The sequence below is a fragment of the Brachybacterium sp. 107 genome (assembly GCF_052379725.1).
Taxonomy (GTDB): domain Bacteria; phylum Actinomycetota; class Actinomycetes; order Actinomycetales; family Dermabacteraceae; genus Brachybacterium.
Window position 1 is genome coordinate 84,125 of sequence record NZ_JBQSYW010000012.1, and the last position, 15,785, is coordinate 99,909.

The following is a 15,785-nucleotide window of genomic DNA, read 5'->3' on the forward strand; positions in this document are numbered from 1 at the left end:
CCCCGGATGAACACGTCAGGTCGGATGGGCACCTCGGGCCCTGCGCCTCTCCCTGTCCTCGCCGACGGCCTGCTCGCCGTCGGCGACGGTCACGAGATCTTCTGGGAGGAGAGCGGGAACCGCGACGGCGTGCCCGTCCTCTACCTCCACGGCGGGCCGGGCGGTCGCCTGAGCCCCGGCTACCGACGCAGCGCCCCGGCCGACCGGGCTCGGATCATCGGCCTCTCCCAGCGGGGCGCGGGACGCTCCACCCCGTCGGCCGGAGACGTCGGCGGGACCGATCTCTCGGCGAACACCACAACCCACCTCGTCGCGGACCTCGAGCTGCTGCGCGAGCACCTCGGGATCTCTGCCTGGATCGTCGAGGGCGTCTCGTGGGGGAGCACCCTGGCGCTGGCCTACGCCCAGGCGCACCCGGAGCGGGTGCTCGGGGTGGTGCTGTTCGCGGTCACCAGCACCAGCCGTCGGGAGGTGGACTGGATCACCGAGGGGATCGGGGCCGTGTTCCCGGAAGGGTGGGACGCCCTGGCCACCTTCGCCGAGCGGCACACCTCCTACTGCCGGGCCACGGGACAGCGCCTGGTCGAGGCCTATCGTCGGCTGCTCACGCCCAGCGACCCCGATGCTGACCCGGCACTCGTCGACGCCGCCGCGGAGGCCTGGATGACCTGGGAGGACGAGCACATCCGGATCGGCACCGGCGCGGTCGAGATCTCGCGCCCGCAGGAACCGGCCGACGAGCAGCAGCGCGTCGAACGTCGTGCGTTCGCCCGTCTGGTCACCCACTACTGGGCGCACGACGGCTTCGTCGCCGACTGGGCGGTGCCCTGGGGCGCGGAACCGGGCTCCGGACTTCTCGGCGGGATGCCCCGTCTGGCCGGGATCCCGGGCGTGCTGATCCACGGGAGGCGAGACGTCTCCGGCCCGGCGATCACCGCCTGGGAGCTGCACCGGGCGTGGCCGGGCAGCGAGCTCGTGATGATCGAGGACGAGGGCCATGGCGGCCCGCGCATGGTGGAGCAGTGGCGCGCGGCGATGGCGCGACTGGTCGCGCAGAACTCCTGAGCGGGGTCAGCGGCGCCCACCTGCGGTCACGAGCATCTCGATGCTGCTTTCCGAGACCGCTCCGAGACCGGCCTGTGACCGGCTGTCCCGTACCGTGTCGCCATGACCGCAGCACCTCGCGCCCCCGACACCCGCCTCCGGCTCCAGCGGTCGGCTGTCGCCGACATCGATCCCCGCACGCTGTACCTGCTGGCGAAGCTGCGCCAGGACGTCTTCTCGATCGAGCAGGAGGCCACCGATCCGGACCTCGACGGCCGGGACCTGGAGCCGACCACGACCCTGCTGTGGATCGAGGTGCCGGGCTCCGAGGCGGACGCCGCGGGACTGGAGGGGGAGCCCGCCGCGCACGTGCGGGTGCTGCGGGAGAGCGATGGGTCGATGCGCATCGGGCGGATGGCGGTGCGGGCGCAGGAGCGTCGCGCGGGATTCGGTGGCCGCATCATGCGCGCCGCCCTCGATCTCACCGCTCAGCTCGCCCCGGAGCAGCCGGTGCACATCGACGGTCAGGCCTACCTCGAGACCTGGTACCAGGGGATGGGCTTCGAGACCGTCGGGCCTGTGTTCCTCGAGGCCGGGATCGAGCACGTGCCGATGGTGTTCCGCCACCCGAGCGACTGAGCCGCAACCCACCTCGACTGAGCGTCAGCCCACCTCGACTGAGCGTCAGCCCACCTCGACCGAGCGTCAGCCCTGCTGCTCGAGCAGCGTGATGATCTCCGCACGCTGGAAGTACTGGGCGGTCTCGCGGGCGCTGGGGGCACCGAGATCGGCGTCGGCCCCGGCCTGCAGCAGCGTCTGTGCGACGTCGGTGTAGCCCTTGAAGGCGACGCCCGCGAGCGGTGACTGACCGCGGTCGTTGGCCAGGTCCACATCGGCACCGCGGGCCGCGAGCTCAGCCACGAGCTCTGCATGCCCGTGATAGGCGGCGAGCATGAGCGGGGAGTTGCCGTCGCCGTCGCGCAGGTCCACCGGGGCTCCCTGGTCGATCAGCGGCAGCAGCTGCGCGGAGTCCCCGCGTCGGGCGGCGTCGAGCATCGACTGGGCGAGCGCGACGACCGCCTCGTCCTGTGCTGGTGTTTCCTCCGGCAGCGGCCCGGGACCCTCTGGGTTCTGGTTCATCGCCCCAGGCTACGGCCACCACCGGCCCGTGTCGCCTCAGCGGGTGACGAGCAGTTCGGCCAGCAGCGGCCAGACCAGGACCCCGATCGCGAGCAGCAGCCCGAGCACGTCGGCCCGGCCGAACCGGCTGGGCTCCGCCCAGGTGCGATGCGTCGCGGTCGCGAAGCCGCGGGCGTCCATCGCGAGCGCCTGCTGCTCCGCGCCGCGCAGCGTGACCACCAGCAGGGCGAGGGTCGCGCTCGCGAGCAGCCGCGGCGAGGCCGCGGAACCGAGCCCGCGCTGGATGCGGGTGCGGACGATGATCTCCCACTGCCGGCCCAGGTGCCCTGCGCGCACCAGCGCGACCACGGCGGCGGCGACCGGCCGGGCGGGAAGGCGCAGTCGACCACCGAGCGCGTCCCCGAGGGCGGTGGCCTCGACGCTGCCCAGCGCCAGCACGCCCGGGGCGACGAACACCGTGATCCGCGCGGCCTCCCGCAGGCCCAGCAGCCACGCCGGTCCGGACAGCGCGGGGGCGTCGCCCAGCAGCGCCGTGGTCCAGGCGAGGCCCGCGGCGGAGAGCAGGATCGGGGTGAGACGGAGCGCCGCCCCCCGCACCGAGCGCACGGCCAGCGGCGCCAGCACCACGATCGGCACGAGGGCGAGCAGCCCGCCCTGCCAGCTGTGCACGGCGAAGGAGCCGATCGCGGCGAGGATCCCGATCAGGCTCAGCGTCAGCGGGTTCAAGGCGTCGGCCGGGATCCGCCGGCGGGGGACCGGGGGCAGCTCGTCCTGCGCGGTGCCCGGCAGCACAAGACGGTCGTCGGCCCGCGCGATCAGCTCCGGGTCGTGGGTGGCGACCAGCACGGCGCAGCCCCGTCGGCTCGCCTCGTCCAGCAGGTCCAGCACGGCACGTCGGCGGCGGGCGTCGAGGCCCACCGTCGGCTCGTCGAGCACCAGCAGGGACGGCTGCTGGGCCAGGGCTGCGGCGATCGCGACGCGGCGCTGCTCCCCGCCGGAGAGCCGGGAGGGATGGGCCCGGGCGAGAGGGGCGAGATCGGCGCGCGCGAGCAGCTCGTCGATCAGGTCCTCGTCGTCCGCCCAGGGGGAGGCCAGCAGCTCGTCGCGCACGGTGGTGGCGACGAAGGAGTGCTCGGGGTCCTGGGGGACCGACGCGATCTTCTCGCGCGGCGGGCGGGCCACGGTGCCGCTCTCCGGGGCACCTGCCCCGAGCAGCGTGCGCAGGAGAGTCGTCTTGCCCGCCCCGCTGGGACCGGTGAGCACGGTCAACCGCCCGGCGTGGACCGCTAGATCGACCGGCGTGCGGAGGCCGCGCTGCGGCACCGTCACCCCGTGCAGTGATGCCACCGGAGCACCTTCGGGTGCCTCTGCCGGGGCCCCGTGCTGCGGTGCAGCCGACGTCGCGACGTCCTCCAGCACCCCCGTTTCGACCAGCACCCCCGCCTCGACCAGCACCTCCCGCTGCTCCCGCAGCACCTGCTCCGGGGCCCCGTCGGCGAGGATCCGGGCCTGCGGTCCCAGCACCACCAGGCGGTCGACGTGGGGGAGCCAGGGGTCGATGTGGTGCTCGGCGAGCACGAGGGTGCGGCACTCGGCGGCCTCGAGGATCGCCGTGCGCACCTCCTGCGCGGTCGCGGCGTCGAGCATGCTCGTCGGCTCGTCGAGCAGCAGCAGATCGGGACCCAGCGCGAGCGACCCGGCCAGGGCGATGCGCTGCTGCTGCCCGCCGCTGGCATCCAGCGGGGCGCGGGAGGGGTCCAGGTCCACCCGGGCCGACGCGAGGGCGTCCGCGGCGCGACGGTGGATCTCCGGGCGGTCCAGGGCGGCGTTCTCGGGGCCGAAGGCGGCATCCCTCGTGATGCTCGCGGCCACCAGCGCATGGGCCGGGTTCTGCAGCAGCAGCCCGCGCTCGCCGGGTCGATGCGGGGGCGGGACGAGCCCGCCGCCCTCGCCGGTCTCCTCGTCCAGCAGACCCGCGAGGGCGCGCAGCACCGTCGACTTGCCGCTCCCGCTCGCCCCGGCCAGCAGCACCCGCTGGCCGGGAGGGATCACCAGATCCAGCCCGGCGATCGTCGGCTCCCGCCGGGTGAAGGGACGCCAGGTGAGGCCCTCCAGCGCCACTGGAGAGATCGGGGTGATCGAGCTGAACGGGGAGAGCGGGGTGATCGGGGAGCTCGCCGTCTCAGGCCTCGGCGATGCGGGCATGCTCACGTCCGGAGGGCAGGGAGTCCACCGCGCCGGTCGCCGCCAGGGCGCGGGACGCCGCCCAGCCCAGCACGCCGCACAGCAGCGCCCCGGAGACCAGGAACGCTCCCAGCATGGCCAGGGAGAACGGCCAGCTCATCTCGGGATAGTAGGCGACCTTCTCCCAGCCCCATTCCAGGACGGCGGCGAGCAGCCCGCCCAGGATCGCGACCGGGAGCGAGAAACGGCGGTAGCGGGTGAGCAGGAAGGCGAGCTCGACGCCGCCGCCCTGCATCAGGCCGGAGATCGCGGTGCCCCAGCCCCACTGGCTTCCCAGCAGCATCGAGAGCACCGCGGCGAGCAGCCCGGCGAACAGGGCCGCGCCCGGCTTGCGCACGAGCAGCGCGGCGAGGATTCCCGGCAGGAACCAGATCCCGGCGAGCAGCCCCTCGGCCGGCTTGAAGGCGGCGGTGAACGGACCGATCAGCGTGTACAGCTGCGCGTATCCCAGGTAGGCGACCCCGAAGGCCGCCCCGATCAGCACGGTGACCATCAGATCGAGGGTGCGGAAACGCGTCATCACTTCTCCTTCCATCTGCACGGAAGGGGCGCACAGGACCGGTGGCCCCGCGCGGATGTCCCGACTCCCTACGCCGGTGCGAGCCGGATCAGGTTCGAAGGTCTGCGCAGGTTCGCGCACTCTCAGCACCGTGGCGGTGCTCCCCTGTCAGTGGATGACCCCGCCAGTCTAGCCGTCTCACCGACGGGCGCGGATCGCCTGGTCGATCGCGGCGGCGGTCGCCTCGGTGTCCACGGGGGAGATCACATAGTTCGTCCCCGAGCGCCCGACGATCTCGACCATCTTCCCTGCGCGGGTCACCAGCAGCCGGTACGGCTGCTGCGCCTGGCCGGTCGTGTAGATCTTCCGGCTGCCGACGGGGGTGAGCTCCGCGGCCGTGGACGCGGAGGCCCGGCCCCGACGCCAGCCGTACCCGCCGAGCGTCACCCCGACCGTGGAGGCCCCCAGCGTGCGGTACTGCACGGTGCGGAAGTCCGCCAGCGGCCAGGGCTTGCGCGGCAGGAAGCCGCCGAGGCTCACTGTGAGGCCGCGCTCGTCGACCACGAACCGCGCATGCTGACCCATCCAGGTCCACAGCGTGAGCAGGACGAACAGGAACGCGATCAGGAGGCCGGCGGCCACGCTGCTGCGCGAGGACATCAGCAGCGTGGCGATCACGCCGGCCAGCACCGTCAGGCCGATGCGGGTCCAGCCGATCCGGGAGGGCCGGGTGGTGCCGACGTAGAACGGGGCGTCGGGCCTCACAGCACGCCCGTCGAGAGGTCGATGATCACCAGATCGTCACCCGGTCCTCGGGGGCGCGGTACATCCCGTCGCCCTCGCGCACGTCGAAGGCCTCATGGAACTCGGCGAGGTGGCCCACCACCGTGTTGCAGCGGAACTCCATCGGGGCGTGCGGGTCCACGGCGAGGCGACGGATGCCCTCCTGCGGGCGGTTCATGCCGCGCCACACGGTGGCCCAGGACAGGAACACCCGCTGCAGGCCGGTGAAGCCGTCGAGCTCCGGGGCGTCGGCGCCGGAGGTCGCGAGGTACGCCTTCACGGCGATGGACAGCCCGCCCAGATCGCCGATGTTCTCGCCGATGGTGAGCGCGCCGTTGACACGATGGGAGTCGTCGAGCTCGCGCGGGGAGAGCTCGGAGTACTGGGCGATGAGGGTCGCGGCGCGCTCGTCGAACGCCTCGCGGTCCTCCGGGGTCCACCAGGAGGCGAGGTTGCCGTCGCCGTCGTACTTCGAGCCCTGGTCGTCGAAGCCGTGTCCCACCTCGTGGCCGATCACGGCGCCGATGCCGCCGAAGTTCACGGCGTCCTCGGCCTCGGCGTCGAAGAAGGGCGGCTGCAGGATCGCGGCGGGGAACACGATCTCGTTGCGGCCGGGGTTGTAGTACGCGTTGACCGTCTGCGGGGTCATGTGCCACTCGGTCTCGTCGATCGGGCCGCCCACCTTGGCGTACTCGAACTCGGCGTCGAAGCGGCGCGAGGCGCGCACCGTCGCGACCAGATCGCCGGGGACGATCTCGAAGCCTTCGTAGTCGCGCCAGGAGTCGGGGTACCCGATCTTCGGGGTGAACTTCTCGAGCTTCGCGAGCGCCTTCTCGCGGGTCGCCGGAGTCATCCACTCCAGCTGCTGGATCGAGCTGCGGTAGGCGTCCATGAGGGCGTCGACCAGCACGCTCATGCGCTCCTTGTGGGCGGGTGGGAAGTGACGGCTCACGTACTCCTTGCCCACGGCGAAGCCCACGGCGCCCTCCACGAAGGAGACGCCGCGCTTCCAGCGCTCGCGCAGCTCCTCGGCGCCGGAGAGCACCCGCCCGGCGAAGGCGAAGTCCTCCTCGACCAGAGCGGCGGGCAGGTAGGGGGCGTAGCCGGAGACCGTGTGGACGGAGAGCCAGGTGCGCAGCACGTCGAGGTCCTCGCCGGCGAGCAGCTCGGCCGCGGCGGAGACGAACTCCGGCTGGCCGACGGAGACGACCTCGAAGGCCGTCGTCGGGGCGCCGGTGCCCTCGATGAACGCGTCCCACTCGAAGGAGGGGGCGAGCTCGCGGCGCTGGGCGGCGTCCATCGGGTTGTAGGACTTCTCGCTGTCGCGCAGGCGCACCACGTCGACGTGGCAGGCGGCCAGGCGGGTCTCGAAGTCCATCACGGCGGCGGCGAGGGCGGCGGCGTCCCCGGCGAGCAGCCCCTCGCGGCCCGGCAGGCCGCCGAGAGCGGCGAGGTTCGCGAGATGGGCGACGTAGGCCTCCCGGATCTCGGCGTAGTGCTCCTCGCGGTAGTAGGACTCGTCCGGCAGACCCAGGCCGCCCTGGTGGAGCTTCACCTGGTAGCTGGTGGAGTCGTGGTCGTCGGTCCAGACGTAGGCGAGCAGGGCGCTGGCACCGGAATCCGGGGCGGCCATGGTGCGGGTGATGGCCGCGAGGTCCGCGCTCGCGCCGATCGTGGCCAGCAGCTCCTCGAGCGGCGCGATGCCCGCGCTCTCGATCGCCTCGGTGTCCATGAACATCCGGTACAGGGCGCCGACGCGGGCGTGGTCCGTGCTCGGCACGATCCCATCGCTCAGGTCGCTCTGGTCGCTCGCGTCGCCCGTGCTGTCGCCCAGATCAGCAGCGGCCTCTTCGATGATCTCGCGCACCCGCTCCTCGGAGAGGTCCCGCAGCTGGTGGAAGGCGCCGTCGCTCGAGCGATCGGCGGGCATCTCGTGGGTGGCCAGCCAGTGTCCGTTGACATGGCCGAAGAGATCGTCCTGGAGGCGGATGTCGGGGTCGATCTCGGTGAGGGCGAGTCCCGAGCGGGTCGGTTCGGTGGGTGCAGCGGTCATCATCGGCTCCTGCGTGGTCGAGGGGTGGAAGAACTGCGGATCAGAGAAGGATTTGAGAAGGATCAGAGAGAAAGATCTGAGAAGGATCAGAGGGTGATCAGGCCCAGCGATCCGAGCGCCAGGGTGAGCAGCCCGATCGTGAGCGGGGCGTACGCCCAGGGGGTGCGGGCCCGCTCTGCCGGGGAGCGTCGTTGGAGCACGAGGGTGGACAGACCAGAGGCGATCGAGAGGACTGCCGTGCCGATCACCAGCACGGGGGAGAGGATCACGAGGACTGTCGCCCCGACCTGGAAGGTGACGGTGCCGACGATGTCCAGCAGGCGCATCAGCATGGTCGAGCGGGCGCCCACGCGCTCGTTGAGCAGTGTGGAGACGGCGTCCTTGGACCAGTCCGAGGGGCGGGCGATGCGACGCCGTGTGGAGACGGTCTGAGCGGTGGCCAGGGCGATCCAGACGAGGGCGGCACCGGCGCCGATCCACACGCCGAGCTCGGCGCGGATGTCGCCGGGCCAGAGCAGCAGGGCCAGCAGCACGGCCGCGAGGCGCAGGGCCTCCTCGACGCCGCTGCGCACGGCGAGCAGGCCGGGGTTCACAGCCAGCTGCGTGCGGGTGCGGGCCACGAACAGGCTGGTCGCGACGAGGGAGGCGAGGTGGCCGGCGCCCAGGGCGATGCCGAGCAGCAGGACCACCGGGCTGGTGGGCGCGAACGGCAGGATCGCGATCAGCAGGAGCACCCCGATCACCGGGATCACCAGCGCGAGCACCGACAGGCTCTTGACGAGGTCCCGCACGAGGTCCGCCCCGGTGGGCGGGTGGTCGTGACCGGTGTGATCATGCGGATCGGCATGGGGATCGGCATGGGGATCGGTATGCGGATCGGCGTGGAGATCGGCAGGGGAGTCGGCAGGGGCATCAGCGTGGGGATGAGCCTGCTGATCGGCGCGGTGCGGATCAGTGGATCCGGGGGTGCCGGGGGTGTCGGTCATGGAGCTCCTTCGAAGTCCTCACCAGGGTACTGGGGTCAGGGTGCCCCAGGACGGTGTGGAACGATGATCAGGTGATGATCAATGCCGCACCGCACACGGAGACGGGCCTGACCCCTGAGCAGCGTCGGCGCGCCGCCGGTTCCGTGATCGCCGCGGCCACCGGGGATGCGCTCGGCGCCCCCTATGAGTTCCAGGCCCCGGTGGTCGAGTCCGAGGACATCGACATGATCGGCGGCGGCATCCTCGACTGGCAGCCGGGGGAGTGGACGGACGACACGTCGATGGCGATCGTGGTGCTGGAAGCGGCGGTCTCGGCCTCGGACCGCCATGACCTGCGGGTCGAGTCCGCGCAGGACCAGATCGCCCGCGAGTGGTACTCCTGGTCGCTGGGCACTCCCGATATCGGTGCGCTCACCTCGCAGGTCATCCGGCGGGCCACCGACCGCGCCCGTACCGAGGACCACTACGCCCCGCGGGCCCGCGACTTCCGAGCGGCGGCGATCTCGGCGTACGAGGAGCTGGAGGCCTCGGCGGGCAACGGTTCGCTCATGCGCACCCATGCCGCGGTGATGCCCTATCTGCTGGCCTCGGACGACGACGCAGCCGCGGGAATCGACGCGGTGTGTCGTCTGACACATGTCCATCCCGATGCGACCGAGGCCTGCATGCTGTGGGGTTTCGCGGTGCGACACGCGGTCCTCACGGGCGAGATCGACGTGCGCCGCGGCCTGGATCGGCTGGATGCGGAGCGCCGGGACCTGTGGACCTCGCGGATCGAGGAGGCCGAGCGGGGCACCCCCGCGTTCTTCCGACGCAACGGCTGGGTGGTCGGGGCGTTCCAGGCGTCCTGGGCGGCGATCGCCGGGGTGATGCCGCTGCCCGAGGACAAGTTCGCGCAGCGGGACACGCTGGTCGCGGCGCTCGAGTCCGCGGCCCGCGCCGGCTACGACACGGACACGGTCGCGTGCATCACCGGGGCTCTGATCGGTGCTGCGCTGGGACCGAAGGCCGTGCCGCCGGAGTGGCGCCGCGTGCTGTTCGGCTGGCCCGGCTACGAGACCGACGAGCTGAGGGGCCTGATCGACCGGCTGCTCGGATCGTTGACCGCCCCGGCCGACGACGAGGACTGAACAGCACGCCGACTGAGCAGAACGCCGACTGAGCAGCACGCGGACTGAGCAGGAGGAACACTGAACAGCACGCGAACTGAGCTGCACGCGGATCGACCAGGAAGAGGACTGAGCATGCTGAGCACATCGGGCCCGTGGGATCTGCGGATCGTGTCCTGGAACCTCTGGGAGCTGCGGGGGGACCTGCCGGCCCTGATCGAGGCGGTGCAGGACCTCGAGCCCGATGTGCTGCTGGTCCAGGAGGCGCCCCGGTTCGTGCTGCCGACCACGCGCCTGTCCTGGTTCGCGCGGCAGATCGACCGGAAGATCCTGCTGGGTGGGTTCGGGGGTCGAGGCCTCGCGATCCTCGCGACCGATGAGGTCGCCGCGCAGGTGATCCGCCGGGGGACCCACGCGGTCGAGCAGACCATCACGGACCTGAACTCGACCTACCCCCGCGGGGTGGCCGCAGTACGGCTCTCGGTGCCCGGCGGCGGGTCGGTGATGGTCCTCTCGACGCATCTGGCCCTGCAGGAGGACAACCGCCTGCGCCATGCCGCCCATCTCGCGCAGCTCGTGCGCGGTGCGGGGACGCCGGCGATCGTCGGCGGGGATCTCAACGAGACGGCCGACGGTCCGGCCCGCTCCGCGCTCGAGCCGCTGCTGACCGATCCGGCTCCGCAGAGCGAGCACACCTTCCCGGCCCGTGGGCCGGTGCGACGCATCGACGCCATCCTCACCACGCCGGGGGTGACGGTGCGCGACGCGCGGGCGGTGACCTCGACCCGCCGGGTCGATGAGGACCGACTGTCCGGGGCATCGGATCACCGCCCGACGCTGCTGGACATCACCCTCTGAGAACACTCGCTCCCGCAGGCTGAGTTCGCTCCCGCAGGCTGAGTTCACCCCCCCCCGCAGGCTGTGCTCACCGCCGCACACGGAGTCCCGTCCGCAGCAGCACGACGTCGTCCTGGCCGCCGACATGACGGATCGAGATACCCGTCTTCTCGCCTGCGGTCGTGCTCTTGTTCTCGCCTGCGGTCGTGCTCTTGATTCCGCCGGCGCTCTCGGTCCCGCCGGCGCTCTGCTCCTCGTCGGCCCAGCCCACGACCGTGAGCTGGGTGCGGTACGAGTCCACGGCGCGGCGGACGATGTCGGCCACGCGAGGGTGATCCCGCCAGGTGAAGCCGGCGTCGGCCGCGGGATCCGGTGCGCTGGAGACCTCGATCATCGGAGTCCCGGTGCGCGCGCAGGCCGCCGCGGTGACGTGATGGGCGCGCACGTGATCGGGATGCCCGTAGGTGCCCTCGTCGTCGTACCCGATGACGGCATCCGGCCGGCGCTCCTGGATCAGGGCCACGAGGTCGTCGACCGCCTCCTCGAGCGGTCGATGGGTGAAGCTGTCCGCGCCGGCGGTGTCGGAGGGACCGGCGAGCCCCTCGCGGATCCACTGCATGCCCGAATCGCGGTAGGTGCGCGGTGCGACGCCCGCGGCGAGGGCGGGCGCGGTGCCGAGCATGCAGCGGGCCGCGATCCCGAGGATCGAGGTGGCGGCGTCGATCTCGGCGTCGCGGATCTGTTCGAGCGGCCGGGTGTCCTCGGGCGGCACGGAGCCGGGGACGACCTCCCCTTCCTCGCCGCGGGTCGCGGTGAGGAGCTCCACGCGTGTCCCGGCGCCGGCGAGCGAGGCCAGCAGAGCTCCGGTGGAAAGGGATTCGTCATCAGGATGGGCATGCACGGCGAGCACCGTGGCGGCGTCCTCGAGGAGCATCCAGGGATCAGTGGTCATGCGGTGCCTCCCACGACGGGATCGGTGTCGAGCACGCTGGTGTACAGCGCGGAGAGGGTCTCGGCCGCGGCGTCCCAGGTGCGGGAGGCGGCGAACTCGCGGGCGGAGCGCACAGCGCTCGCGTAGGTGTCGGCGTCGGCCAGCAGATTCTGGACGGCTTCGGCCCAGACGTCGGGGTCACGGCTGCCCAGCACGACCCCTTCCGGGCCGACCGCCTCCTGCACCCCTCCGGCGCAGCGCCAGGCGATGACCGGGGTCCCGCTGGCCTGCGCTTCGAGAGCGACGAGGCCGAAGGTCTCCGACCAGCTCGTCAGCAGCAGGGCCCCGGCGCAGCGCATCGCCTCGGCGAGCTCGTCGCGGCCCAACGAGCCGACGAACTCGACGCGGTCCTCGAGGCCCAGCTCGCGGGCCCGGTCCTGGAGCTCGGCGAGGTAGTCCTCGAAGTCCTGGGAGACGCCGCCGGCGAGCACCAGGCGTGCTCCGAGATCGGGGTCGAGATGGGCGAGCACCTCGAGGGCGAGATCGGGGGCCTTGAGCGGCTGCAGGCGTGCGGTGAACAGGAGGGTTGGCCGCTCCCGACGGGCGTCGACGTCGTCGCAGGGACGGAAACGGTCCACATCGACCCCGGGCCGGACCACCGTGAGGCGGTCGCCGGGTACGCCATAGCGCTCGGCGACGGTGCGTGCCTCCGCCTCGGAGACGGCGACGACGAGGTCGGAGCCCTGGGCCACGAAGCGTTCGCCGGGGATGCGGCCGACGGATTCTGCGGGCTCACCGGCGTCGAGGCCCTCGGAGCCGTCGGGGGCGGCGACGGAGTGGAAGGACTGCAGGTGGGGGAGTCCGAGCTCGCAGGCGACGGGCAGCGCCGCGACACCGCTGAACCAATGATGGGAATGGACCAGGTCGTAGGACCCCTCGGCGAGCGCCGAGCCGAGGGCGTCACGGAAGGGCCCGATCGCCTGTTCCATCGCGCTCTTGGCGATCGGTCGCGCCGGACCGGCATCGAGATGGTGCAGACGGATGCCGGCTTCCACCTCGACCACGGCGGGCGCGTCGGGATCCCGACGGCGGGTGAACAGATCGATCTCGTGGCCGAGCCGGGCCAGCGCTCGGGCCTGCTCGAGGACCACGACGTTCATCCCGCCTGCGTCGGCTCCACCAGGCTCCTCGAGAGGCGAGGTGTGCAGGGAGATCGCGGCGATGCGCAAGGGGACGACAGACATGGGAGCATCCTAGGCGGCGACATGGGGTGCTGACGGTGTGACCTGGGGGCGCCGAATGTTCGCCCGTGACGAAACACAGGGCGTCCTGCGTCACGGGAAGTTGAAACCGGGCTAACGGTCGTCCAGCCTGAGAAGCATGGATACGGCGGAGAAAGTGGATTGGGCTGCATTGAACGTCCACGCGGCGGGCCGTCCTGCTCGCCGTCTCGTAGCGAAAGCGATCGCTGCGGCTGGTGGCGATCGACAACCCGGCACCGTCCTCGACCTCGGTGCTGGTGCCGGAGCGGATTCGCTGCAGTTCGCGCGACGCGGCTGGACCGTGCACGCCTATGACACCGATGACACGATCGCGGGTCGCCTCATCGAGAACGAGCGGATGAGCGGCTCGGTGGACTTCCATCATGTCGATATCGCCGACGTCGAGGAATTCCCGACCGCGCAGATCGTGTACTCGACCTACACCCTCGGCCTGCTCGGGCGTGACGCCCTGGCACGGACCTGGACGAAGCTGGTGGCGGCGCTCCCTCGCGGAGGAGTGATGGCTGTGGACCTGTTCGGCACGAACGACACCTGGGCCGACCGTCCCGACATCGCGACCCTCCCGCTGCACGAGATCGACGCGATGTTTCGCGGCTTCCAGATCATCGACCGCACCGTGCGCGATGAGGACGGCCGTTTCCTGGCCGACAAGAAGCACTGGCACGTCATCACGACCCTCGCCCGGAAGCTGGGCTGACTCTCAGTGACCCTGGCGGACCAGGTCCCCCACGCGGGCCAGGCCTCCCACGCGTTCTAGGTCTCCGAGGCCTCATGGCGACCCTTCGGCCGTCCGGAGGCTCTGTCGATGGACAGTTCCGCACTGCGATGCGGTCGCGGTTGCGACTCCGGCCGCCCTGGCCCCCAGGATTCGTATCAATGGTGGCCGTGGCTTGGGATTCCCTTCGGTGGAAGGCGGCGACAGGAGCCGGAGGGCTCTCCGGCGGCTCCGAGGGTCCTGACCCTGCTGCGGGATCCGGCGGGTCGGGGTCCTCCGTCGGGGGTGTCGTGGCAGGTGGATTCGCCGGAGGTGGGGTGCCGGCTGGTTCCTGCCGGTCGATCAGTCGAGGCATGGGGGATAGACCGTACGCGCCGTGGGGACTGCTCCAGGCCCAGCCGGCTCCGGGAGATTCCGGTGCCGGGGGCGTGTCGCAGGGTGTCAGCGTCCAGAGTCCGAGCTCCTTGGCGAGATTGCATCGTGTGCACAGCCCCTGGCCGTTGGCATAGCTGGTCGGGCCGCCGCGGTGATGCGGCTCGACATGGTCGATCTGGCGGATGATCGCGGTGCACCAGGGCGTGCGACAGGTGACGTCGCGCCACCGGATCATCCGGGCCAGTCCAGCCGGGAAGGCGCGGGCCCGGGACTCCATCCCCACCAGCTCACCCGTGCTCGGGGAGGTGTAGAGGCGCCGGTAGAAGGCGCTGACCTCCTCGTCGGGATGGTCCTCTGCGGAGCTGCGCAGGTGGCCCGGGGGAGTACCGCGCAGGGTGTCGGTGATGACGTGGGCCGGGATCGTGCCGTAGCCCTCGAGCTGAGCGGATTCGGCCTCGTTGTCGCGACCCAGCAGCGCGGTGTCCGTGATGACGATGCCGAGCTCGAGACCGGGTGACCTGCGAACGCGATCCTCGCCAGCGGGTGGAGGGTCGGAGCGCTCGAGCACGGCGCCCACGAGGAGGTCCGCTTCGAGTGCGGGCACGGAGTGCTTGGACCCTGCGGCGCGCAGGGACTCGGCGCCTCGCTGCAGGGACTTCATCAGGCCGGCCGCGTCGACACCACGCAGCACCGCGTTCACACGGGCCATGCCGTCGGCCAGCGGAGTCATCGTGACGTGCCGGGCGCGGGCGGCGCGCTCAGCACGATCGCGGGATCTCTCCGGTTCCAGCTGCTGGATCATGCGTTGGAGGTCGGACCGCAGCTGACGGTCGCCCTTCCCGGCCAAGGACAGCGGGTCCTCGCTGATCAGCTTGTCGATAGCTGCGCAGGTCTCCGGATCCGCGGCGGCGAGCGTGCTCGCCACCGTGGCAGCCTGACGGACCGGCAGCCGCCCGTCCCAGAGCCGGCCGAAGGTGCCCGGCAGGTGCTGCACCAATCTGTGGGCCGACGCGAGGGAGAAGGACGCCGACGCCGGGGAGACACGGCCGGCGATCCCTACCTCGGACGCCGCACCCTTCCCTTGGGCGGCGGTGGAGGCCCCTTCACGTCGATCCGCCTCACGGATCCTCTGCTCGGCGTGGACCTGCCAGGTGGCCTCGATGGCGGCCAGCGACGATCGCAGGTGATCGAGACCGCCGAGGATCGCGAGCGATTCCTCCGCGGAGTGCGGCGCCGTGGCGGGCAGGGGGTCACGGACCGAGGTGGTCCGAGTGAAGGCCTGCAGCGTGGCCGCGAGGATCTCGGAGAGAAGGTTCCGGGCCCCGGGACTCGCCTCGAGGGCGGCGACATGGGCGGCGACGTCGCACAGGAGATCGCCGGCCGACGGGTCATCGCCCGATCCGGGCTCCTCGTCGGCCTGCTCTCCTGCGGGTCGTTCTTCCATATCTCGAGCGTAGGTGTTTCTTGGGGGCGAAGGAAGTGCTCGAGCCGGAATGTGGATGACGAGAATGGTGTGGATAAAGTTTGTGGATAACAGGGGTGTGTGGAGGAAAGGTCAGAGCGCTGTGCAGAGCGAGGCGACACGGGATCAGGAGTGCCGGATCCACCTAATGGGCGATCTGCCTGCATGAATGTTCTGTCTATGTGTCGCGTATGTAAGTGTATGTTTTGTGGGCCACCCGCACCGCGCCAGGGAGCTGGTGCGTTTCTCCACGCGGGACCACGGGGATTTGTGGATAACTTCTGGTGGGGAGGAAAGAATGCCTGAACGAGTGACGCCCTTGAC

14 protein-coding genes and 1 riboswitch are annotated in these 15,785 nt (G+C 71.4%); of the genes, 5 read left to right on the plus strand and 9 right to left on the minus strand.

Annotated features, from left to right (window positions below):
- Positions 1 to 6 precede the first annotated feature (6 nt).
- Together ACT3UL_RS13435 and ACT3UL_RS13440 are read left to right on the plus strand one after the other, a co-directional pair.
- Entirely contained in the window at positions 7 to 1,065 is a 1,059-nt protein-coding gene (locus ACT3UL_RS13435; protein WP_444578758.1) for an alpha/beta fold hydrolase, read from the plus strand.
- 102 nt (positions 1,066 to 1,167) lie between these two features.
- Complete coding sequence (locus ACT3UL_RS13440) at positions 1,168 to 1,683, plus strand: GNAT family N-acetyltransferase (RefSeq protein ID WP_444578759.1); 516 nt, start codon at positions 1,168 to 1,170, stop codon at positions 1,681 to 1,683.
- Positions 1,684 to 1,749: 66 nt separating this feature from the next.
- On the opposite strand, the gene ACT3UL_RS13445 is transcribed toward ACT3UL_RS13440, so the two are convergent.
- From ACT3UL_RS13445 to ACT3UL_RS13470, 6 genes are all read right to left on the minus strand, one after another.
- The gene (locus ACT3UL_RS13445) at positions 1,750 to 2,184 is read right to left on the minus strand and encodes an ankyrin repeat domain-containing protein (protein WP_444578760.1); all 435 of its coding nucleotides are present in this window, start codon (positions 2,182 to 2,184) and stop codon (positions 1,750 to 1,752) included.
- 36 nt (positions 2,185 to 2,220) lie between these two features.
- Positions 2,221 to 4,389 (minus strand): ATP-binding cassette domain-containing protein, encoded by a 2,169-nt coding sequence (locus ACT3UL_RS13450; RefSeq protein WP_444578802.1) that lies wholly within the window; start codon positions 4,387 to 4,389, stop codon positions 2,221 to 2,223.
- A complete protein-coding gene (locus ACT3UL_RS13455; RefSeq protein ID WP_444578761.1) occupies positions 4,367 to 4,948 on the minus strand; it encodes an ECF transporter S component in 582 nt (193 codons plus the stop codon). Before ACT3UL_RS13455 ends, ACT3UL_RS13450 begins: the two co-directional genes overlap by 23 nt.
- Before the next feature lie 48 nt (positions 4,949 to 4,996).
- Positions 4,997 to 5,104, minus strand: a riboswitch (TPP riboswitch).
- A gap of 21 nt (positions 5,105 to 5,125) precedes the next feature.
- Positions 5,126 to 5,692, minus strand: coding sequence for a hypothetical protein (locus tag ACT3UL_RS13460; RefSeq protein ID WP_443402840.1), 567 nt, complete (start codon positions 5,690 to 5,692; stop codon positions 5,126 to 5,128).
- A 25-nt stretch (positions 5,693 to 5,717) separates the two neighbouring features.
- Positions 5,718 to 7,763: a M13 family metallopeptidase gene (locus ACT3UL_RS13465; protein ID WP_444578762.1), complete on the minus strand. Its 2,046-nt coding sequence runs from the start codon at positions 7,761 to 7,763 to the stop codon at positions 5,718 to 5,720.
- A gap of 86 nt (positions 7,764 to 7,849) precedes the next feature.
- On the minus strand, positions 7,850 to 8,749 hold the full coding sequence (locus ACT3UL_RS13470; protein WP_444578763.1) for a hypothetical protein: 900 nt from the start codon (positions 8,747 to 8,749) through the stop codon (positions 7,850 to 7,852).
- 74 nt (positions 8,750 to 8,823) lie between these two features.
- On the opposite strand from ACT3UL_RS13470, the gene ACT3UL_RS13475 reads away from it, so the two are divergent.
- On the plus strand, positions 8,824 to 9,879 hold the full coding sequence (locus ACT3UL_RS13475) for an ADP-ribosylglycohydrolase family protein (RefSeq protein ID WP_343925655.1): 1,056 nt from the start codon (positions 8,824 to 8,826) through the stop codon (positions 9,877 to 9,879).
- A 114-nt stretch (positions 9,880 to 9,993) separates the two neighbouring features.
- Positions 9,994 to 10,716, plus strand: a complete 723-nt coding sequence (locus tag ACT3UL_RS13480) for an endonuclease/exonuclease/phosphatase family protein (RefSeq protein ID WP_444578764.1) — start codon at positions 9,994 to 9,996, stop codon at positions 10,714 to 10,716.
- Between the two features lie 67 nt (positions 10,717 to 10,783).
- Here the strand turns inward: ACT3UL_RS13480 and ACT3UL_RS13485 are convergent, their stop codons facing one another.
- Both ACT3UL_RS13485 and ACT3UL_RS13490 read right to left on the minus strand, forming a co-directional pair.
- Positions 10,784 to 11,647, minus strand: coding sequence for a PIG-L deacetylase family protein (locus ACT3UL_RS13485; protein WP_444578765.1), 864 nt, complete (start codon positions 11,645 to 11,647; stop codon positions 10,784 to 10,786).
- Complete coding sequence (locus ACT3UL_RS13490) at positions 11,644 to 12,870, minus strand: glycosyltransferase (RefSeq protein WP_443398055.1); 1,227 nt, start codon at positions 12,868 to 12,870, stop codon at positions 11,644 to 11,646. The genes ACT3UL_RS13485 and ACT3UL_RS13490 overlap by 4 nt, the downstream gene beginning before the upstream one ends.
- A gap of 136 nt (positions 12,871 to 13,006) precedes the next feature.
- Between ACT3UL_RS13490 and ACT3UL_RS13495 the strand changes: the two genes are divergently transcribed.
- Positions 13,007 to 13,606 (plus strand): class I SAM-dependent methyltransferase, encoded by a 600-nt coding sequence (locus tag ACT3UL_RS13495; protein WP_343925663.1) that lies wholly within the window; start codon positions 13,007 to 13,009, stop codon positions 13,604 to 13,606.
- On the opposite strand, the gene ACT3UL_RS13500 is transcribed toward ACT3UL_RS13495, so the two are convergent.
- Positions 13,578 to 15,443, minus strand: coding sequence for an HNH endonuclease (locus ACT3UL_RS13500; RefSeq protein ID WP_444578766.1), 1,866 nt, complete (start codon positions 15,441 to 15,443; stop codon positions 13,578 to 13,580). The two genes, ACT3UL_RS13495 and ACT3UL_RS13500, sit on opposite strands and share 29 nt — an antisense overlap.
- Between the last annotated feature and the right edge of the window lie 342 nt (positions 15,444 to 15,785).